The organism is Adlercreutzia sp. St.1H8, from assembly GCF_059728655.1.
Genome location: NZ_AP039376.1, coordinates 41,231 through 61,614, shown reverse-complemented (window position 1 = coordinate 61,614; position 20,384 = coordinate 41,231). Strand labels below are relative to the sequence as shown.

Annotated in this window: 20 protein-coding genes and 1 tRNA gene; 9 read left to right on the top strand and 12 right to left on the bottom strand. The window is 61.1% G+C overall.

What is annotated here, in order from left to right:
• Positions 1–43: 43 nt before the first annotated feature.
• Positions 44–1,207: an ABC-2 transporter permease family protein gene (locus AC6I0Y_RS00250; protein WP_497732080.1), complete on the top strand. Its 1,164-nt coding sequence runs from the start codon at positions 44–46 to the stop codon at positions 1,205–1,207.
• Positions 1,204–3,216 carry a hypothetical protein gene (locus AC6I0Y_RS00245; RefSeq protein ID WP_497732077.1) on the top strand — a complete coding sequence of 671 codons (2,013 nt, stop codon included), beginning with the start codon at positions 1,204–1,206 and terminating at the stop codon, positions 3,214–3,216. Before AC6I0Y_RS00250 ends, AC6I0Y_RS00245 begins: the two co-directional genes overlap by 4 nt.
• Before the next feature lie 91 nt (positions 3,217–3,307).
• On the opposite strand, the gene AC6I0Y_RS00240 is transcribed toward AC6I0Y_RS00245, so the two are convergent.
• From AC6I0Y_RS00240 to AC6I0Y_RS00230, 3 genes are read right to left on the bottom strand one after another with little or no spacing between them, the layout of a single operon-like run.
• Positions 3,308–4,072: an ABC transporter permease gene (locus AC6I0Y_RS00240; RefSeq protein WP_497732074.1), complete on the bottom strand. Its 765-nt coding sequence runs from the start codon at positions 4,070–4,072 to the stop codon at positions 3,308–3,310.
• 9 nt (positions 4,073–4,081) lie between these two features.
• Positions 4,082–4,807, bottom strand: coding sequence for an ABC transporter permease (locus AC6I0Y_RS00235; protein WP_497732073.1), 726 nt, complete (start codon positions 4,805–4,807; stop codon positions 4,082–4,084).
• Entirely contained in the window at positions 4,804–5,601 is a 798-nt protein-coding gene (locus tag AC6I0Y_RS00230) for an ABC transporter ATP-binding protein (protein ID WP_497732071.1), read from the bottom strand. Before AC6I0Y_RS00230 ends, AC6I0Y_RS00235 begins: the two co-directional genes overlap by 4 nt.
• A 181-nt stretch (positions 5,602–5,782) precedes the next feature.
• On the opposite strand from AC6I0Y_RS00230, the gene AC6I0Y_RS00225 reads away from it, so the two are divergent.
• Complete coding sequence (locus AC6I0Y_RS00225; RefSeq protein WP_235715564.1) at positions 5,783–6,445, top strand: response regulator transcription factor; 663 nt, start codon at positions 5,783–5,785, stop codon at positions 6,443–6,445.
• A 4-nt stretch (positions 6,446–6,449) separates the two neighbouring features.
• Positions 6,450–7,811 carry a sensor histidine kinase gene (locus AC6I0Y_RS00220; RefSeq protein WP_497732066.1) on the top strand — a complete coding sequence of 454 codons (1,362 nt, stop codon included), beginning with the start codon at positions 6,450–6,452 and terminating at the stop codon, positions 7,809–7,811.
• 273 nt (positions 7,812–8,084) lie between these two features.
• Here the strand turns inward: AC6I0Y_RS00220 and AC6I0Y_RS00215 are convergent, their stop codons facing one another.
• Entirely contained in the window at positions 8,085–8,492 is a 408-nt protein-coding gene (locus tag AC6I0Y_RS00215; protein ID WP_497732064.1) for a hypothetical protein, read from the bottom strand.
• 36 nt (positions 8,493–8,528) lie between these two features.
• Here AC6I0Y_RS00215 and AC6I0Y_RS00210 point away from each other — a divergent pair, with 36 nt between their 5' ends.
• Positions 8,529–8,732 carry a hypothetical protein gene (locus AC6I0Y_RS00210; RefSeq protein WP_497732062.1) on the top strand — a complete coding sequence of 68 codons (204 nt, stop codon included), beginning with the start codon at positions 8,529–8,531 and terminating at the stop codon, positions 8,730–8,732.
• Positions 8,733–9,039: 307 nt separating this feature from the next.
• Here AC6I0Y_RS00210 and AC6I0Y_RS00205 read toward each other — a convergent pair whose 3' ends face one another.
• On the bottom strand, positions 9,040–9,726 hold the full coding sequence (locus AC6I0Y_RS00205; protein ID WP_497732059.1) for a TetR/AcrR family transcriptional regulator: 687 nt from the start codon (positions 9,724–9,726) through the stop codon (positions 9,040–9,042).
• An 89-nt stretch (positions 9,727–9,815) separates the two neighbouring features.
• On the opposite strand from AC6I0Y_RS00205, the gene AC6I0Y_RS00200 reads away from it, so the two are divergent.
• Positions 9,816–11,003 carry an aldo/keto reductase gene (locus tag AC6I0Y_RS00200; RefSeq protein WP_497732056.1) on the top strand — a complete coding sequence of 396 codons (1,188 nt, stop codon included), beginning with the start codon at positions 9,816–9,818 and terminating at the stop codon, positions 11,001–11,003.
• A 246-nt stretch (positions 11,004–11,249) separates the two neighbouring features.
• On the opposite strand, the gene AC6I0Y_RS00195 is transcribed toward AC6I0Y_RS00200, so the two are convergent.
• The 7 genes from AC6I0Y_RS00195 to AC6I0Y_RS00165 form a co-directional block, all read right to left on the bottom strand.
• Entirely contained in the window at positions 11,250–11,387 is a 138-nt protein-coding gene (locus tag AC6I0Y_RS00195; protein ID WP_497732053.1) for a hypothetical protein, read from the bottom strand.
• A gap of 62 nt (positions 11,388–11,449) precedes the next feature.
• On the bottom strand, positions 11,450–12,841 hold the full coding sequence (locus AC6I0Y_RS00190) for a sensor histidine kinase (RefSeq protein ID WP_497732051.1): 1,392 nt from the start codon (positions 12,839–12,841) through the stop codon (positions 11,450–11,452).
• A gap of 6 nt (positions 12,842–12,847) precedes the next feature.
• On the bottom strand, positions 12,848–13,534 hold the full coding sequence (locus tag AC6I0Y_RS00185) for a response regulator transcription factor (protein ID WP_497732048.1): 687 nt from the start codon (positions 13,532–13,534) through the stop codon (positions 12,848–12,850).
• 66 nt (positions 13,535–13,600) lie between these two features.
• Positions 13,601–14,407, bottom strand: a complete 807-nt coding sequence (gene pstB / locus AC6I0Y_RS00180) for a phosphate ABC transporter ATP-binding protein PstB (protein ID WP_160708166.1) — start codon at positions 14,405–14,407, stop codon at positions 13,601–13,603.
• A gap of 36 nt (positions 14,408–14,443) precedes the next feature.
• The gene (gene pstA / locus AC6I0Y_RS00175; RefSeq protein ID WP_160708168.1) at positions 14,444–15,277 is read right to left on the bottom strand and encodes a phosphate ABC transporter permease PstA; all 834 of its coding nucleotides are present in this window, start codon (positions 15,275–15,277) and stop codon (positions 14,444–14,446) included.
• Positions 15,274–16,098 carry a phosphate ABC transporter permease subunit PstC gene (gene pstC / locus AC6I0Y_RS00170; RefSeq protein WP_370520264.1) on the bottom strand — a complete coding sequence of 275 codons (825 nt, stop codon included), beginning with the start codon at positions 16,096–16,098 and terminating at the stop codon, positions 15,274–15,276. Before pstC ends, pstA begins: the two co-directional genes overlap by 4 nt.
• 40 nt (positions 16,099–16,138) lie before the next feature.
• Positions 16,139–17,059: a substrate-binding domain-containing protein gene (locus tag AC6I0Y_RS00165; RefSeq protein WP_497732043.1), complete on the bottom strand. Its 921-nt coding sequence runs from the start codon at positions 17,057–17,059 to the stop codon at positions 16,139–16,141.
• 419 nt (positions 17,060–17,478) lie between these two features.
• Here AC6I0Y_RS00165 and AC6I0Y_RS00160 point away from each other — a divergent pair, with 419 nt between their 5' ends.
• The 3 genes from AC6I0Y_RS00160 (at position 17,479) to AC6I0Y_RS00150 (ending at position 19,566) form a co-directional block, all read left to right on the top strand.
• Positions 17,479–17,739, top strand: a complete 261-nt coding sequence (locus AC6I0Y_RS00160) for a helix-turn-helix domain-containing protein (protein WP_497732040.1) — start codon at positions 17,479–17,481, stop codon at positions 17,737–17,739.
• Positions 17,740–17,788: 49 nt separating this feature from the next.
• Positions 17,789–17,862, top strand: a tRNA-Gly gene (locus tag AC6I0Y_RS00155).
• Positions 17,863–18,090: 228 nt separating this feature from the next.
• Entirely contained in the window at positions 18,091–19,566 is a 1,476-nt protein-coding gene (locus AC6I0Y_RS00150; RefSeq protein WP_497732037.1) for an MFS transporter, read from the top strand.
• The last annotated feature ends 818 nt before the right edge of the window (positions 19,567–20,384 follow it).

The window sequence follows — 20,384 nt, the reverse complement described above, 5'->3', positions numbered from 1 at the left end:
CTGGTACGAATTCGCCAAGCTTTTCTGTCGGCGATCGGTTCTCGTGCTCTTCATCCTGTTCAGCGTTATAAACCTGGCCAAGATCTACAGCGAGTGGGATGCCTATTCGTTTTTGGCCGACGGAAGCGGCGAGCGCAGCTGGCACACCGTCTACTGGCAGCTCTACGACCAGTACCAAGGCCCCATCACGCCCGAAACGGTGCAGCAGCTGCTGGCGACGTGGCAGCCTTTGGCCCAGGCCACGGCGGACATGACCGCCAGCACCGCCACCGACGACGCCAACTCCCTGACGGGAAACCTCTACAGCGATCGGAATCTACTGGAGAAGTACTTCGTCGATCCCCTGCAGTATTGCTACGAATACGGCGACCGTGCTGCATCGGTGGCGGAAAAGGCGCGCCAGAACGCCGAGGCCGCGGCTCAGGCCGGAGCCTTGTACCAGCAGCGGGAAAGCGCCGCCCTGTACCAGATCTACGCCGGTCGCACCGTGCCCGACTTCGCCTACACGGAGATGGCCAACTACTACCTGAACTACGACTTCTCCCTCGTTCTCGTGCTGCTTCTGGGACTCTACGGCGTGGCCGGCACCTTCGTGGAGGAGCGGGAAACGCAGATGGACCGATTGCTGCTCACGAATCCCAATGGCGGCAGCCGCACCGTTCTCGCGAAGCTGATGGCAGCCAGCGGGTTTTTGCTGCTGGTGACCATGTGGTTCTCGCTGCTTGACCTGGCGGGCTTCGGGGCCGCCTTCGGCACCTTAGAGGGCTTGGATTTGCCGGTGTACGCCATCCCCAGCTTCGCCGAGGCACCTATCGATCTCAGCGTCCTCCAATTCGCGGTGCTGGCGGCGGCGCTGCGAAGCGTCGGGCTCTGGGCTTTGGGCATGGTCTGGCTTGCGGTGTCGCTGCGGGGCAGAAACGCCCTCATTCCCCTTGTCGCCAACTTCGCGCTCACCGCCGTGCTCGTCATCGGCGGCGCGAGCGCGGCCTATTCCCACTTTGTCTGGGCGAAAGCGCTCGATCCCTATTCGCTGCTGGCGGGCCGCCCCCTCTTGACCCAAACGGAGTTTCTGGACATCGGCGGCTTCCCCGTCCTGTCCTGGCAGGCAGCGCTCGCAATCTCCCTGGTTGCAGGGCTCGTCGTTGCCGCAGCCATCTATCTGCTTTCGCCGCGAAACACCTACTGCCCCATAAGGAGGCTGCGATGATGGTGCTCGCCTATGAATGGAAGAAGCTCATGATCGGGCAGCGGGGGCTGGCCTGCCTGCTGGCGGCCCTGGTGGTCAGCGGGGTCTGGCTGGCGGCGACCGAACAGCCCCAGAACATCGCCATGCAAGAGCACCGATCCGATTACGCCTGGTGCCTGGAAAGACTGGACGGGGCGTTGAACGACCAGAAGGAGGCCTGGCTTCAAGACGAGAGCGAGGCCATCACGGAAGCGAAAGCCGCCCGTGCCGAAGCGCAGGAACGCTACTACAGCGGCCTCACCTCGGCTGAGGATTACGAAAGTGCGGCAGCCCAGGCCGGGGAGGTGCTGGCCCACGAGCGGGGCTTCGACGCCGCCTTCCAGCAGTACCTCTATGTATCGGAGAACCCGACCAACCGCTACTTCCTTGAGACGAACGGCTGGGCCGGGCTTCTCTCTGCCCAGACGCTGGATTTCGCGGCGCTGCTGGCCGTCTTGTATCTGGCCGCCGCGGCTTTCTGCTCGGAATGCGCCTGCCAGATGGACGCGCTTTTGCGTACGACCCCCGGAGGCCGCGCAAGCGCCCGGTGCAAGGTGCTCATCGTCATCGGTTCCGCCGTTGCCCTTTGTGTCGCGCTCTCCCTTCTCCAGCTCACGTTCTTCGCAGTGAAATACGGGCTGCCCCACGGGGACTATCCCCTCCAGAGCGTTCCGCTTTTCGGCACCAGCGAGAAAAGCCTCTCCCTTGCAGAGGCGTTCGTAGCGGCCGCCGTCCTCCGTTGCTTCGGCGCGGTGATGCTCGCGGCCTTGCTCCTCTTCGCCTCGGTTATAGTGAGGAAGTACGCACTGACAGCTCTTATCGGCGCCGCTGCCACCCTCATCCCCCTCATCGGACTACCGGAGCAATTCATCTTCCGCCTGCCCCTTCCCCTGCCGTTCTTGCTGGCGACGGGATTCTTGGAGGGCAGTCGCTTTGCCCAGGGTGACGGAGGGGAGGCGATCGCCGTGTTTGCCGAAGTGTCCCCGTGGGAATTCGCGCTGGTGGCGGGAATTTCGGCGGCGCTTACGATGCTCGCGTTATACGGAACGGTGCGGCGCAGCACGAACTGCTGGCTCTTGGAGAGAAGGCCCCGCTTCGGCAGCAAGGCAAAGCCCGCGGCCGCCCTTCTGCTTGCCGTCGCTCTTCTGCTGCCGGTAACTGGATGCTCTTCTGAGGCCGCCGATACCGTGGTCTACAATTCCACCGCGCAAAGCTTGGCAGGCGACGGAATTGCCGTGACGTTCGACGACGAGACCAGAGCCTACACCTTAGAACGCGAAGGTGCCGCAGCGATGGCCGTGGAAACATCGCCGCTTTTCGGGGCCTTTTCGGATGAGGAGCTGGTGAAGGGCACCTACGTGGACGGCTCGTGCGTGTACTACCTTACCTCGCGCACTCGGCAGCACGTCGACCGGGTTGGCAATTACAACAGCACGTTCACCCAGTTCAGCATCGTGCGCCTTAATGCGGACACGCTGGAGCGCCACGTGATTTTCGAGCAGATCGCCGACAGCGACCGCTCCCTGCTGGGAATCGACTACACGGTTGGCGATACCTGGGCGTTCCTGCCGGATTGCCGCAGTTTTTTCCTGAACGACCGCAGCTTCTTCTTCGTGGTGAACGATAAGATCGTCGAGGTGGACCGGGGCACGCGGTCGGTGCAGACGCTCGCCATCCCCGCCAGCGGCAACATAGCCTTCGACGGTCGTGCCATTTACTTTGTAGACGAGGATTCTCGGCTCCAAACCTACGACACCCAAACCCGAGAAGTCGCTCCCGTGGGAAACATCGTCGCCCGCAGCTTCTGTCTCACCGAGGGCGGCCTTTGCTTCGTCAACCGCCTGGACGGCGATGCAGTCTGCACCTGCGCCAAAGACGGCTCCGATGCCGTGGTGGTGTTGGAAGGGCCTGCCCTGTCGGTCGATTATGAAAACGGCGAGCTCTCCGCCACTCTGAAATCGGATGGCCGAACGGTTCCAGTTGAGTTATGACGAGCGGTTTTCCCCTATGCGCAACTGGCCCAGCGCGCGCTGCCTGCCACCTCTTGCGCTACGAGGACGAGACGATCTTCGTGTTCATTTCTTACCTCATTTCCTTTTTTCCGAATCGAAGCACCGACAATGAGAGGAACGTCGCGAAGAGCAGCGCCGCGAAGAGGGCGAACGGAAACGGCTGGAACGCGGTCGATGCCATTCCGGTCGTGAAGTCATGGAGCGAGCACGAGACAAGGTAGCCGCTATAGCAGTACGGATAAGCTATCCAGGCGGGGGTGTTCGCGACGAGAACGCCCGGGATGACGAGAAGCAGGTTGAGCCCGACGGTGATGAGGGGCTTCTCGAAGACCACCGTTATCGCCCACATGGCGGCAACGGCGGGCAGCATGGTCAGGAAAAGGCCCACGCAGGACTTCAGCAGGTAGCCGATGGGCAATGTCTCCCGCACCCCCATCATCTGAGTGGCGATGAGCCCAGCGATCACGAAGACCGCGAAGAACACGGCGATCTCCATGAGAAGGAAGAACGCGACGACCACGAACTTCGCCAGGGAGAGCTTGTAGCGACTGACGGGGAGCGCGAGCATCTTCAGGATGCCGTTGTGCGACGTCTCCCTGCCCGCAATCATCACGCACACGACGATCATGCTGAGAGGGAGCAGGTAATACGCGTACACGAGCGCGCTCTGGACGAACATCGCGGGCCATGCGTTTGTGTACTCGGGGGTGAAGTAGCGGCTCAAGTTCGCCACCCCCGATACGACCACGAGGATGGGCGCAATGAAGATGAGCGGGACGATCTTCGACCTGCGCACCTTCATGAACTCGATTCCGATAAGGCTTGCAAATCCCATAACTGCCTCCTACTCGTAGCGCCTGCGGCCGGAAAGCCAGAGCCCGGCCGCAAGGAAGATGACCGTCTGCGCCGCCGAAACCGCGATGGCCAGGAAGTCCGGCTGGGCGCTCATGGCGATCGCCGGCTTCAGCATCAGGACGAAGGGGTGGGCCAGGACGAGGGGCGAGTCGACGCTGGCGAGCGCCATGGCGCTCAAGAAGCCCGCCACGCCGATGCCGAGGGGTATCCACATGTTCTCGATGCGCGACGACACGAGCAGCATGAGGGTGAGAACGGGCATGCTGGTGATGAGCGAGTAGCCGGCGAAGGCGATCACAGCGCCAGGATCGTACGCCCCTTCGGGCAGGCTGCTCGCTCCAATCAGGGCGAGCGCCCCGTTCTGCATCGCGACGGCGATGAGCAGCCCAACAGCGAGGACGAGGAGCTTGCTCACGTACATTGACGGCGTCTTCATGGGCATCACGAGCATCTTCTTGATGGCATCGCCCCTGAACTCCATGCCGTAGATCATGCACGCTGCCACGATGATTCCGAACATGTTGATGACGACGATCATCCCGTAGAGCTGCGTGAGCAGGATGTCCATCGGATCGAGCGGCATGCCGAGCAGCGTCTCCCCGCGGACGAGGAAGTTCGCGCATGCGTAAAGGGCTCCCAAGACGCCAATCGCCAAGAGCACGAAAACGATGCCCGTCCTGCGCTCTTTGCGCAGCTCGATCGACAGCGCGCTCATAGGACGGCCCTCTGCTTCCGCAAGAGGTTGTCCTGCTCTATCATCGCCAAGAACAGCTCTTCCAGGTTCTCGGCGGCGTAGCCCGAGGCAAGCGCCTGGGCACGCAGGTTGTCGAGGCTTCCCTCGTAGAGCATCGTCCCATGGTTCAAGATGCCGATATCGTCAGCCACAAGCTCGATCTCCGACAGCATGTGGGACGATACGAGCACCGTGCAATCGAAGGCCTCCGGCAGCGATTTGATGAGGTTTCTGATCTCGTGTATCCCGGCAGGGTCCAGGCCGTTCGTCGGCTCATCGAGGATGAGGATCGGAGGCCTTCCAAGAAGGGCCTCGGCAAGCCCCAGCCGCTGCTTCATGCCAAGCGAGTACTTCTTCGCGAGACGGCCGCCAAACTCCGACAGGCCCACGAGTTCCAGGGCCTCGTCCACGGAGCTCGCAGGCAAGCCCAGTATCCTCCGGATGATATCGAGGTTCTCCCTTCCGGTGAGGTTGGCGTAGTAAGAGGGGGCCTCGATGAAGGAGCCGACCTCCTTGAGGATCGCCACCCGGCTGTCCGGAAAGCGCATGCCGTCGACCTCGAAGGCGCCCGATGTGGGCGCCGTGAGGCCGAGCAGCATCTTCATGGTCGTTGACTTTCCCGCTCCGTTGGGCCCGAGGAACCCGTAGATGCTCCCCTTCCGCACATGCATTGAGACATCGTTGACGGCGACGAAGTCCTTGTAGCACTTCGTCAGATTGCGGGTCTCGATGATGAGAGGATGGCGCCCCGAACGCCCTGGTTGCGCATGTTTCATCGTTGCTCCTTTCGACGGAGATCAAGGTATTCGCCCCGCCTGACATTCCTCGATTGCGCACCTGACTTTTTCCTTACTTTCGCGTACGGCCCCGGCGCGGGACTGTATTCTGTACAGCGGATAGGCTTGAGAAAGGCACCTCGTGGATTACGCTCTCTTGCACGGCAAAAGGATCTTGCTCGTGGACGACGAGCCGGAGCTTCTTGCCCTCGTGTCAGATATCCTGACCGACGCGGGGTTCGGGGAGATATTCACCGCAGCAAATGCAAAGGACGCGCTTGAGCGCTTCGATGAAGTTAATCCGGAGCTGGCAATCTTGGACGTGATGCTTCCCGATGGCGACGGGTTCTCGCTCATGCGGCAGGTGCGCAAGTCGTCCGACATCCCCGTGATATTCCTCACGGCGAAAGACGAGCCCATCGACAGGATATCGGGCCTGGGCCTGGGAGCCGACGACTACATTCCCAAGCCATTCCTTCCCCAGGAGCTCTTGCTGCGCGTCTATGCAGTACTCAGGAGGTCATACCCCGCGGTTGAGCCAAAGGTCCAACTTGATTATTGCGTGATCGATTTCGACAGGGCCGAAGCCGTGCGCGAAGACGGCCCGGTCTCGCTCACGGCAAAGGAGTTCGCGCTGCTGGAGATCCTTTCCCGCAATCAGGGCAAGGTGGTCACAACCGACGCCATTTGCAATGCCTTGTGGGGCGGGGACGCATTCGGGTACGAGAATCCCCTCAATGCCCACATCAGGCGCGTGCGGGAGAAGATCGAGCGCGATCCCTCTCATCCCGTGTCGCTCATCACCTGCAAGGGGCTCGGGTACAAGCTGATGGTTTGCAGGTGATGCCGTGAAGTCCCTGCGCCCCTATATCGCGAGAAACCTCGCGTTCTTCGCCGCCCTGATGGTCGCTTTGCTGGCGTTCAATGCGGCGGCGTTCGGCATCTTCTTCTCCGGAGCAGTCGCCCATGAGGCCGGAGATGCCTCGCCCGCGGCCATGCTTCATGCCATTGAGGACACAACAAGCGCATCGGAGGCGTCTCCAGAGGCGAGGAGCAAACTACGGGAAAACGGCCTATGGGCGCTGTTCGTAAAGCCGGATGGGGACTGCTCGTGGTCGGTTGACGCTCCCGAGGGCGTTCCCCTCCACTACACTCTGCAGGACGTCGCGCGCTTCTCGAAGGGATATATCTCCGACTATCCTGTTTTCACCCGCGTCACTGACGCCGGCCTGCTGGTCTTGGGCTATCCCAAGGACAGCTACATGAAGATCACGGGCAACTACATCCCCATGCGGGCGGTGCAAGCTCTCCCGTCTTTCCTCGTGGTGATGGCGTTCCTCGATGTCGGCTGCCTCTTTCTAGCCTATTGGCTCTCAAAGAGGCGCACTCTGTCTGGATTGGAGCCCATCGAGGATGCCATCGAGGCACTGGGAACGGGCAAGACGACGGATTCCCTGCCGAAGGGGACGCTTGCGAACCTTTCGGAGAGCGTGACTCGCGCGTCCGACCTCATCGCCAAGCAGAATGAGGCGCGCGCGAACTGGATTGCCGGCATATCCCATGACATTCGCACCCCGCTCACCCTCATCATGGGAAATGCGGAGCGCATCGCCAGCGACCCCTCTGTCCCATCGGATGCGTCTGGCCGCGCTGCCCTTATCAGCGCGCAGAGCGCCAAGATCGGCAACCTGATCAACGACCTGAATCTTGCCTCCCAGCTGGAGTACGACATGCAGCCCTTGCATAAGGCGAAAGCGAAGCCCTCGAAGATCGTCCGCAAGGCAGCGGCAGATGCGATCAACGCATGCCCGGAAACGAGGTATTCCTACGAGATGGAAATCGAGCAGGAGGCCGAAAAGGCGGCCGTTGAGTGCGATGAGCGCCTGCTCGGGCGGGCGATAGGGAATATCCTGCAGAACAGCATCACGCACAACCCGCAAGGCTGCCGCATACGCATAGGGCTGAATGCGACCGATGAGCATGTGCTCATCACCATTGAAGATGACGGGGCGGGGGCGGCCGGAGAAGGCCTGCTTGCCCTTCTTAAATCTCAGGAACCCGCGAGCAGCACCGACGAAAACCTCGACCTTCGCCACGGGCTCGGCTTGCAAATCGCGTCTCGGGTGATAAGGGCGCACCAGGGAAATCTCTCCTTTGCGGCTCCCGTCGAAGGCGGCTTCAAAACTGTAGTGCAGCTTTCCAGGTGTTAACCGGCTGCGAGGCCTGCTGCCTCGGTGCTCATGAGGCACGAGAACCCGTCGTACACGCTCGGCCGCTATACAGGATACGCCCCGAACACGGTCATGGGCATGGGGGAAGGTGCATCGACTACATCCGTTCCGCCGAGCAACCTTGCAAAGCCTCGAAGGCTTTGACATGTACGATTATATTCTCAAATGTCGCCCATCGAGTCAATCGGCTTTCTGCACACATGGCACGCGGCAATCCATAGCCTACTCCGAAAACATTTTCGCAGTAGCGCCCTATCGGTTCTTAGCTATTACCCAACTGCCGCGGGTACCCCCCTCGCGAATCAGGATGCCTTCATCACGAAGACCCGCCATCACTCTTTCGATATGTCGCTTGCTCATTCCTAAGCCAGCCGCGATACTCTGTGCACTAATTTTCGGATTGCCTGCGATGAGGCGCAGCACTCGCTCTGCGGTCGTCACGGCCTCGCTGTTGACATTACCGACATCATTACCGACATTACCGACATCGTTGCCAACTGACTCTTTGACCAGGGGCAAAAGAATCGTAGATCGCTCCGGGTTCACCCGTTCGCTGAGCACGGGGGCTCCATAGCCTGAAGATGTCCACTTCTTCACCATGTCGGGGATACCGCCTCCGGCACGCTCACCGACACTGATGAGCGTGAACATCTTCATCATGGTCTCGTTGCGCGGATCGGATCCCTCGGCATCGAAGTGGTCGACAGGGACTCCCTCGGGGATGGCTACCACGGATGCGGCGGCGACTGCGGGCACCCCGGCCTCGTGGCCGTCGTGAGGCCCCAGGCCTGGGGCGAGGGGGCGGACATCACCTTCTACTGCGACGATGAGTCCCGCGTCTACCAGCCCACGCCGGAGGAGGTCGCGGAGACCTCGGTGGAGGTCCCCTCTCGGACGTGAGGCCCGGCGACGAGGTGTGGCTCTGCGATGGCGTCTACGGCAAGTGGGAGTCGCTCCCGGTCGTCGGCTTCGGGCAGCCCGAGTTCAACCGCATCGCGGTGGAGGTCGACGCCCCGAACGGCAGGAGGTCACGTACCCTGACCTGCCATACGTCGCCAAGTGCGACCACGACGGCGACTTCTCGTGGAACTGCAACAACTACGTCCACGGCGACACGGCGCGCATCAAGCCGCGCGACCAACAGGTCGCCGCAGAGCAGCTCGCAAGCCCGTCGGCCTTCGGGTCGGCGGGCCTTCCGCCTGCGGGGTCACGAGTCGTCCCGCTTCTCCTTCAACACTTTATAGCCGACGAGCTGAACAGTCAGAAAGTCACGCAATGACTTCTCATAAGACAGGATCGGATACCCCGTCTCCTTGCAGGCGGCTCGCTGAATGGGGAGCGGATGGGTCGCAGGATAGAGCCCAGCGACATAGTCCGACAGATCCATGAGAAACCTGGTGGAGTCAGCCAGCTCGTCGAAGAGGCCGCGCTCAACGAGCAGACTCGATCCCTCTGCCATCATGCCGATGATCTCGCGCTTGCATTCGACGAGGCATTCCAGGCGCACATTGGTCTCTATGATGCTCGTCAAAAGCGCCCCAAGTCTTCCGAAGTCCCTGTGTGAGGCAAGCATCGCCGCTAGAGTGTCCGAAGCGGCCTCGAGACCTGTTATGGAGGACGCGTCCAAAGAACCGGGATCGATCTCTTTCATAGCTTCCAAGATCTCCCGCAATGACCGGATGTACAGGAGCAGGAGTATCTCCTCTTTAGAACCGACATAATGCGAGAGATTGGCGCGCGAGCACCCGACCCTTTCAGCTATGGCGCTCAAGGTGACATCGTGGTACGAGCCTTCATCCAGTATCGATCGTGTGGCGTCCAGGATGCCATCGAGCCTTTGGTTCTTCTGCTCACGCGTCCGCGCGCGTTGGTACGTCCGGTCTTCTTCGATCACCGTAGCTCTGCCGCCTCCTTGACAAGTTGCATACCGCAACTTATAGTTAATTGCATTGTGCAACTAATTTTACGCAAGGAGTGCTCGCGATGCAATTCAGGACCGATCCCAAGAATGGCAACGAGTTGTCGGCGCTCGGCTTCGGTTGCATGAGGTTCCCTTCTTCTGGAGGACGCATCGATATTGACGCGTCTGAGCGACTCATCGTGGAAGCCGTCGAGCGCGGCATCAACTACCTCGACACGGCTTATCTGTACAACGGGAACGAGGCGGCCCTCGGCGAGATATTCACCCGCAACCCCGGCCTGAGGGAGAGGGTCCATATCGCCACCAAGCTGCCGATCGCGCGATGCGAAGCGACGACCGATTTCGATACGTATCTGGAGCGCTCCCTTGAGAGGCTGCGCACCGACCATGTTGATTATTATCTTGTCCACAACGTGACGAGCGCTTCGGCATGGGATCGCTTGAGCTCCCTGGGTTTCGAGGATTGGGTAGCGGAGCAGAAGAGGTCGGGGCGGATCACCAACATAGGCTTCTCATACCATGGCCCCAAGGCAGATTTTCCTGCGCTGCTCGATTCCTTCGGCTGGGATTTCTGCCAGATCCAGTACAACTACATGAACGAGGACTATCAGGCGGGAACGGCGGGCCTCATGGCAGCGGCAGAGCGTGGTCTGCCCGTCATCGTCATGGAGCCGCTTCTCGGAGGCAAGCTGGCAAGCGAATTGCCGGCGGACGCGCGGCGCGCCCTTTCCGATGCCGGCCTGAGCGACGATCCGGCGCGGCTCGCCCTTCGCTGGGTGTGGAACCACCCGGAAGCGACGGTGGTGCTGTCAGGCATGAATACGCTTGATCAGCTGTCGCAAAATGCCGAGACGGCTGACTCGGCGTTTCCCGGCTCACTCGAAGCTGCTGAGGAGACCGCGATCAAGAAGGCTCGTGAGCACATCGCGCGAAACTACCGGATTCCTTGCACGGGGTGCGGGTACTGCATGCCGTGTCCCAAAGGAATCAACATCCCCATGTGCTTCGCTGCCTACAACACGTCTTTCGCTCATGGCTGGTACCAAGGTATGCACCAGTACATCACGGCATCGGGGGCCATGGTGGGTGAGGCGCGCTTCGCGAGCGATTGCGTCAAGTGCGGAGCTTGCCTTGAGAAGTGCCCCCAGCATATTCGGATCCCCAGCGAGCTGACATCGGTGAAGCGCCGCCTTCAAGTCCCCGGCTTGCCGGCTCTGGTCAGTCTCGGAGTGAAATTGATGAGCCGCTAGCGCCGGCATGTTGGTGTTTCTTGCGTGATCGACGAAAGCGGCGTTGCTTGCATCATGGATAGCGCAAGACAGCTGAGAGGCATCTCGTGCGCCGAGCTCGCACGTCGCATCGGCGTGGACGGGAAGCGGCTCTGGTACGTCTTGCACGGTCAGCGCGAGATGCGCGTAGAGGGTAGCACAGGGGACAGTTCTGTGTGTTAGTTCTAACACACAGAACTGTCCCCTGTGCTAGAACTGTCCCCTGTGCTATTCCTTGCCGGTTTCCGGGTCGGGGAACCAGGCCGAGCCGACGTCGTGCGTGGCGAGCCTGTTCTCGATGACACCTTTGATCGCGCCGTAGTCCTCGATGACCTTCTGGCGGCGATAGGCGAGCTCTTCCTTCATGTCGTTGGTAAATTAGTGATGCCTGTCCTCAATATGGGAACATGCATGATGGCTTGTCCTCTTTAGCGATCGGCTGGAATATGCACCGTGAAGACAGAACCTTTTCCAAGACTGCTTTCAACGGATATCGTTGCGTTGTGAAACGCGGCCGCGTGCTTGGCTATCGCCAGCCCGAGACCGGTCCCTCCGCTTTCTTTTGAGCGGCTTTTGTCAATCCGATAGAAGCGCTCGAATATCTTGCTGGTCTCTTCGGCAGGGATGCCGCATCCGTTGTCTTTAACGCGCACGTAGGCCTCCGCGACTCCATCGGGGTCGAGCGCGTTCAAGTTCTTGCCGACGGAGACCACGACCTCTCCGCCTGCATCGCTGTACTTCACCGCATTGGTTATGAGATTGGATATGATTTGATCCAAGAGGCTTCGGTTGCCCTCGACTATCACCGTCGAGCCTAAGCAGCGCAGGCTCACGTTGCGCTTGTCCGCAAGGGGCATCAACCGGGTTGCCACCTCATGGGCGAGCGCGAGCAGTTCCACGCTCTCTTTCCCCGCATTTTCCAGCAACGGGTCATCGAGGCGCGATAGAACGAGCACGTCGTCGATCAAAGTCGCCATATTCTCCGATTCGGTCAGGATTAGCGAGGCGAACTTTTTGGCGTCCTCTTCCGGAATACCACCGTTCGAAAGCAGTTCGGCGTATCCCGAGATGACCTGGAGAGGCGTCTTCATCTCGTGAGAGACGTTTGCGGAGAACTCCCTGCGCATGTTCTCCGCGCGGGCGAGCTCGTCATTCTGGCCTATAAGCTGTCGGCGCTGCCGTTCGATTCGCTCCAGAAGCGGGCGCATTTCTACGTAGGCATCGTTTTCGAGCGGATGAGCGACATCAATTTTCCCGAAAGGTGCCACAGCGCGCCGAGAAAGCAGCCTGGACAGCATGATTGACAGCAAGAGTGCCACCAAGAGAGCAACGCCGAGCGCAGGGGCCGTGGACTCGAAGACGGCAAGAAACGATGCCCTCTGCTCCGACAGACGAAGCACGTTCCCCGACTGCAGGAGAACGGCCGCATAGAAGGTGTCTTCGCCGAGCGTCGCGGAGTATCGAATGACGGAACTAGATCCCGATGCGCGAGCCTCTATGATCTCAGGTCGGTCCGCGTGATTCGCATTCACGCTGCCGTTGCTGTCGAAGATCACGTCACCATCGGCGTCGATGAGGGTATAACGAATGTCTGCTTGCAGCTGGCTCTCCAACACATGGATGTCGTCCTGCTCGCTTCCGCCATCAAGGGAGCGGGCCGCGGCTTGGGCGACAGCCTCGATTCTCGCTTCCTCGTCCCGCTCGTAGACGAAGTAGAAGAATGCCGAGAAGACGCATGCGAAGCAAAGAAGGATTACGAGCGAGTAGACAAGGACGGAACGCAGGAGCGTCGAAGCCAGCTTCTTCTCTTTGTGGGCCATATCGGATCACGGCCTTATGACGTATCCGACGCCGCGGACCGTTTCCACCATCGACGCCGCCTCAGCAGAAGCGCTTGCGATTTTCTGCCGAAGCGTCTGGACATGGGCATCGACTGTCCTCGTATTTCCCGCGAAGTCCCATCTCCATACGCTTTCCAGTAAATGGTCTCGCGTGAGCACATGGCCGCAATTGTTCATGAGCATTTGAAGGAGGTCGAACTCCTTGAGCGTGAGGGAGATGGGCTCACCGCAGACGCGGACGGTTCTCGCTTCGCCGTCGAGTGTGATCTCACCACATTTGCATTTGCCGCCGACAGCTATCGCAGGCGACTCGGCCCGACGGTAGAGAGCGCGAACGCGCGAGACGAGCTCCATCATGCCGAAGGGCTTTGCCAGGTAGTCGTCCGCCCCCAGATCAAGGCCCTGCACCTTGTCTATTTCCGAGCCCTTCGCCGTGAGCATCATAACAGGGATATGCCGCGTGGAGGGGTTCAGCCTCATTGACTCCAAAATCTCAAGGCCATCCTTGCCGGGCAGCATGATGTCCAAGAGCACCAGGTCAGGCATCTGCGACGAGCAAGCATTCTCGAAGTCTTCGGCGCAAGAAAACCCGACCACCTCGAACCCCGCTTGGTTCAGGGCATAGGTGGCTAGATCCCGGATATTCTTGCCATCCTCAACATAGTAGATCATGTCTCTATTTTAGTTCCACGCGAAGGGACTGGCATCTGTGCGAATGTCAAATTCATGTAAAGGATCTCAGCCGAAGCGACCTGACACATAGTCGGCTGTTCGGCTGTCTTTCGGATGCGTGAACAACGCATCCGTGTCACCTGCCTCAACCATTTCGCCTAGGAGAAAGAACGCGGTCTTGGTAGATACGCGAATGGCTTGCAGCATATTGTGCGTAACCATGATCACGGTGTATTTCGATGCGAGCTCGATGACCAGATCCTCGATCTTCGCCGTGGATATCGGGTCGAGTGCGCTCGTGGACTCGTCAAGCAGCAACACTTCAGGCTGAACGGCAAGCGCACGTGCGATACACAGGCGCTGCTGCTGGCCACCCGAGAGCCCAAGGGCGCTCTTCTTCAGGCGATCCTTGACCTCATCCCAGATGGCGGCATCACGGAGCGACTGCTCCACAATCACGTCGAGCACTTCTTTGCCCTTGATCCCGTGAGTACGCGGGCCGAAGGCGATGTTGTCGTAGATACTCATGGGGAAGGGATTGGGCTGCTGGAACACCATGCCCACGCGGCGGCGGAGGTCATTGACCGGCAGGCCACCATAGATGTCGTCGCCATCCAAGGAGACGCACCCGTCCACGCGGCAGCCGTCCATCAGGTCATTCATCCGGTTCAAGGTCTTGAGCAACGACGACTTGCCGCATCCCGAAGGCCCGATCAGGGCCGTCACCTCGTTCTTCGGAAAATCGAGCGTGACGTCTTTGAGAGCATGGAACTCTCCGTAGTAAAGGTCGAGTCCCTCAACGCCCATCTTCGCTTCAGCGACGGCGGCTTCCGCCCGTGCGCTCTGCACGCTTTGCTCCTTCTCAGGTTCCATGATTCTCTTTTCGGGTGCTGTGACTGCGTCCATCATCTACATTCCTCTCTTAAGTCTCTTTGCCGCGAAGTTCGCTCCCATGTTCAGAATCACGATGAGGATCAGGAGCACGACGGCTGTTGCATAGGTCTCGTCCATGTGAAGGCCCTCGCTTGCGAGCACGTACATATGGACGGCAAGCGTCCTGCACGAATCGAAGATTGCGAAGATGCCCTGTCCGCCGAAATCGGGGATCTGCGCCACGGTGCCAGCGGTGAAGAGGAGCGCGGCCACCTCTCCAACGCAGCGGCCAAGGGCAAGCAGCACGCCGCCCACGATGCCAGGAAGCGCGCTTGGCAGCACACAGCGAAAGATCGTCCTGACATGGCCCGCCCCCAATGCGAAGCCGCCCTGCTTGTAGGATTCGGGGACAGCGAGAAGCGCCTCTTCGGTAGTGCGCATCACGACGGGGAGCACCATGATGGCGAGCGTGCATGCGCCGGAAATGAGGGAAAGCCCCCACCCGAGCATGGTCGTGAAGAAGAGCAAGCCGAACAGACCGTAGATGATTGAGGGGATGCCCTGGAGCGTCTCTGCTGTCATGCGGACTGCCCTCACGAAGCGGCTCGATGAGCGCGCGTACTCCACCAGGTAGATTGCCGCGCCAACGCCCGTCGGCACAGATAGCGCCAAAGCGAGCAGGGCCATCAGGATGGTATCGATGAGAGCGGGCATGAGCGAGACGTTCTCGGAAGTGTAGGTCCACTCGAACAGGGAGGGCTTGAGATGAGGAATGCCGTTTACAAGGATGTATCCCACGATCCCCGCCAGGACCAGAGCCGTGAGGATGGCTCCCACGTACACGAGAGCGCGCAGAATCTTCGACGTCATCGCTCCTCACCCCGCTTCTTGATGGCGCTGAACAGGAGGCTGATGAGCATGATGAAGACGAACAGCACGACACCGGTTGCTAAGAGAGCGCCCCTGTGGAGGTCGGCGGCATAGCCCATCTCCAGAACAATATTCGCGGTCATCGTGCGAACGCCGTCGAAGATGGAGTTCGGTATGACGGGCTGGTTTCCCGCGACCATAACGACCGCCATGGTCTCGCCGATCGCACGCCCGACTCCCAGCACGACAGCCGCCATGATTCCCGAGAACGCAGCAGGCACGAGGATGCGGAACACGGCCCGCTCATGGGTTGCGCCCAGGGCAAGGGCCCCCTCGTAGTAGCTTCTCGGAACGGCATCGAGGGCGTTCTTCGCCACGGTGATGATGGTGGGAAGGATCATGATCCCCAGCAGCAGGGATGCTGCCAGAAGCGAAAGGCCCCTGCCAGGCATCGTCATCCTGATGAAGGGGACGAGCACCATCAACCCGAAGAAGCCATACACGACAGAGGGGATGCCGGCGAGCAACTCGATGCCCGGCCGCAGAACGGATGCGACCCTGCTGCCCGCAAAGCACGACAGGTATATCGCCGTCAGGATGCCCGCCGGAACACCGACGAGGATGGCACCGGCGGTCACGTAGATGCTCCCCACGATCATGGGAAAGATGCCGTACATGTCGCTTCCCGGCTTCCAGGTGGTGCCCAGCAGGAACTCGGGGATGCCGATCTGGAACATCGCCGGAAGCCCGTTGGCGAAGAGGAACACGCATATCAGGGCAACTGCCAAGATCGAAATCGCGGCAGCGAGGGTGAACAGCACCCTCGCAAAGCCTTCTTTCCGTGCAGACTTCGACATATAGCTAGCCGATCACTTCTGCCCACGTGAGCGCTTCGCCGGAAAAGATCGCCTTCACTTGGTCGCTGGTGAGGCTGTCGACGATGGATGCGGGGGCGACGATCACAGCGATTCCGTCCTTGGCGATAGCCGTGGCGCTGACCCCGGACGAAGCCTCCGAATCCTTCAGGTCACGCGATGCCATACCGATGTCGCACGTGCCCTCGATAGCCATGTTGACGCCGGTGGTGGAGTCGGATTGCTGAACCTCGATGGCTACGTCAGGATTCACGGCCTTATACGCTTCGGCGAGCTTCTCCATGATGGGGGTGACCGAGGAGGATCCCGCGATCACGACTTTGCCACTTGCGCCAGTAGCGGTAAAGGGAGCCGCATTCTCGTCAACGCCTATGTAGCCGTTATCCTCGATGATCGCCTGACCATCGGAGCTCATGATGAAGTCCACGAAGTCCTGTGCCGGTGCGCTGAGGTTCTCGGCGAACACGATGTTGAATGGCCTGGACACCTTGTAGTCGCCGCTCTTCACGTTCTGCGCCGTTGCCTCGATGCCGTCGATCTTGACGGCCTTGACAGTATCGTTGAGCGAGCCGAGAGAAACGTATCCGATACCGTCGGGGTCGCTCGCTACCGACGTCATCATCACGGAAGTAGAGTTGGTGATGGCGGCTGCATCCGTCGTCATGTCAATCTTGTTGCCGCTCGCGTCCTTCTCTTCCAAGCCGAACAGTTCGATGAACGCACCGCGCGTGCCCGAACCATCTTCACGTGAATACACCGATATCTGATTGCTCGTCTGCGCCTCGGATGCGCTGGAGTTCCCCGATTGGGTTTCGGGTGAAGAACAGCCGAGGGCGCTCATCATTCCGAGCGTGAGAATCGCCGTAGCGACGATAGTGAGTGCTTTTCTTGTCATGTTTTTGGTCATGTCGATTCCTTTCTCTGAAAGACGCCTCCTCTTACGGGAGGGAGCCTAAGAGGAGGCTCTGCTCAAGCATGACCAAGCTGTATGTGCGCCTTGTCAGAGGACTGCAAAGTCTTTGCAAAGTTTCACGGCAGAGCAAATCGAAACGGGACACCTTCTTCTCAATTTGGGACATCTTTCTCTCGGATGAATCGCAGAGTTTTAGCCTTGCTCGTGAAATGTGCATCCCCGGAACTATCGGTGCTACATACGGAATGCAGGCACCTTGATAACCGCATCGAACACTCATTTCGAGTTGCGTCACAACTGCGCGCTCTGCGCAAGCATGCGATCGGGGCTTTCGCAGCGTTGTGGCGTTTATCCAAACACCCCATCATCGCGGTCAGCGACGCTGGCCGCCTCACTTTCGAGAGGAGGCGACTATGAAGGAAACCTATGGCAAGATGGAGATAGACGAGGCACAGCTCAAGGCGGCCGACCCGGACGGACTCTACCTGTTCATGCTTGAGCAGTATCCTTACATGATGACCCCTGACAACGTGGCAGCATTCACGAGCACAACGGGTCAGGAGATTCGCAAGCTCCCCGGCCGCGGGGAGATGCAGGGATGCCGCATCGGCATCCCCCGTGCTGCCTGCCTGCTGTCCCCCGTGCTGCCTCCGCAAGTCGTGATGATTCCCTGAAATGCCGGCTGACGTGAAGGGAGGAAGGGGTATAATCTCCGATGCGCGTGCGGGCGTAGTTCAATGGTAGAACAGGAGCTTCCCAAGCTTCTAACGCGGGTTCGATTCCCGTCGCCCGCTCCACGAGCTCTCAGTCGGACGCCGTCGGCAAGACGACGTCCGTGTGTTTTCGGGGGCATTTCGAATCTCAGCCCGACCTCTCCGCATCGCGGGCGTGTCGCCTTGTTCTCACGGGCCTTACGAGTTAAGCAACGGAGTGCCGACGACATGCGCGGGCGCTACGATCGACCAGGGCCTTTCGTTCCTCTGCCTGTCAGGCCCCTTCGTCGCCCACTACCGTCGAGGTGCCCCATGAACACCGCTTCTGCCACTTCGCCGCAACCTGCGTCTAGCCGCGTCATGCTCGTCGTGCTTCTGGCCAGCAACCTGCTGGCCTCACTCGACCAGTCGATGATGAACGTCGCGCTCGACACGGTTGCCGGCGCCTTCCGCATCGAGCTGGCTCTGGCCAACTGGATGGTGCTCGGATTCGCCATCGTGGCGGGCGCCACCATCACTACCGCAGCCTCGGTGCTCGCGCGCGTGGGGCTGCGCCGGGTGATGGTGGCGGGGTACGCCCTGTCGCTAACCGGCGGGCTGCTGGGCTTCTTCTCGTGGGACTTCCCGTCGATGCTGGCGGCGCGCCTCCTCCAGGCGGTCACCGCCGGGCTGTTCTTCCCCGTGGTGTCGGCCGCCATCCTTGCCATCGCGCCCAAGGGGAAATCCGCCACCCTGCTCTCGCTCAACAGCGCGGTCATCGGCGCGGGACTGGCCTTCGCGCCGCTCCTGTCCGGAATGCTCATCACCTACGTCAGCCTGCGCGCCGCGTTCCTGCTGCCTGCCGTGCTCGCTGCGGTGCTGCTGGCGGTCGGGTCGCGCGCGATCCACGACATCGAGCCCCGCGCCTTCCGCAAGATAGACCTGCTCAGCATCCTGCTGAGCTTCGCCGGACTGACCCTGTTCATCTACGGGGTGAACGTCCTCGGCAAGGATCTGCTCCCCGCCCTCGCGCTGATGGCCGCAGGCGGCGTGGTGCTGGCCGCCTTCGCCCTGCGGCAGCTGCGTCTGAAGGAGCCGCTGCTCGACCTGGCGCCGCTGCGCCATGCGACCTTCACCATCGGCGAGCTGATAGCGCTGCTCGGGTTCATGGGATCGCTCTATATGAGCCTGCTCGTGCCGCTGTACCTGGAGGGGACGGCGGGCTGCACCCCGTTTGTTGCCGGCTGCTACCTGGTGACACCCATCTTTGCCTACGTGGCGGCCACCTACCTGGGAGGGCGCATCGAGGACGCCCGGGGCATCTGGCCGCTCGTTCCCACGGGGTTCGTGCTACTGGTTGCCGGCCTGATCGTCACGGGACTGGCCGCGTCCCGCCTCATGACGATCGGCGTGCTCGTGGGCGCCGGCGCCGCTTATGCGGGCGTGGGGCTGGCCTACGCGCCGCTCAAATCCTACGACCTGGAAGCGGTGCCCGCGCGGCTGATCTCGAACGCATCGGCCATTCACTCGACGTTTTCCCAAGTGGTGACGTCGTTCGCCTCGGCGCTGTTCGTCGGCGTCATGTCGTCTGATGCAACCCGGCTGCTGGCGAACGGCGCCTCGAAGGCCGATGCCTACGCGGCCGGGTTCTCACACACCCTGCTCATCGAGCTCGGCATCGCCGCAACCCTACTCGTGGCTGCAATCGTCTTCGCTCTCGTCGCGCGGCACCGCCGGAATGCGCGGCAGAACGTGCGGAAGGGCAGCGCAGGCGCCGCGAGGTTAGCGGGCAAGCGGGTAAGGCGATGAGGGTGGAGAAGGCGAGGAAAGCAGCGAGGGGGCCGGGCATCGTACCGGGGAGGGGGTTGTCAACGCGCCGCTACGCGAAAGCTCGCACGGGTGTGCCCCCCAGGGGCCGTCGGCGGTTCGCCGAAAGCGCGCTAAACGGCGAAATGGAGTACGATGTTACGCCCTTTTATTTACCTTTGCTAACTTCTTTCCCCCTCGGCCCCGGAGCACCTCTGCGAAAACCACGCACCGAGGACGACGCCCCTCAGGGCGGCATCCGAGCAACGAAGCTCCGACGGCGTGGGATCCCCGGGCGCAGGCTTCCCGTCATGCGGTGCCTGCGCAACGAGGCCCCGACGGCGTGGGGCGCCCATCATGCGGCTCCTGCGCGCCGCCCCCCCGTCATGCGAGCATTGGGGCTTCGGCGTGGCGGGCGGGCCGCCCTGCGGGCCGTGCTCTCCTTAGCCGGAAGACCGTTGCGCGCCAGCACGCGGGTCGATGTTTCACGTGAAACATCGGCCGCCCCGCCGCGCGGATGACCGGCGGCGGCTCCCCTCTCTCTTTGCCGCCCCGATCCCTTTCAGCTGAGGCGCTACCAGCCCACCCTTCGCCAGCGCCACGCGTCCAGCCGCCCCCCGCTTCGCCTGCGGCCGGGGCCGCCGCCCTGCTGCGCGGGTGGGCACCGCCAGTGCCCCAACATCCTCGCCAGCCCCGCGTCCGGCAGCCGCCTCCCGTCCGGCCGGGGCTTCGCTCGCCGCGCGAGCGGCTGCGGGCCGGCCCCGCCAGCCGGGAGGGCCCCGCGCGCTGGCGCGCATACGCGTGTTTCACGTGAAACACGC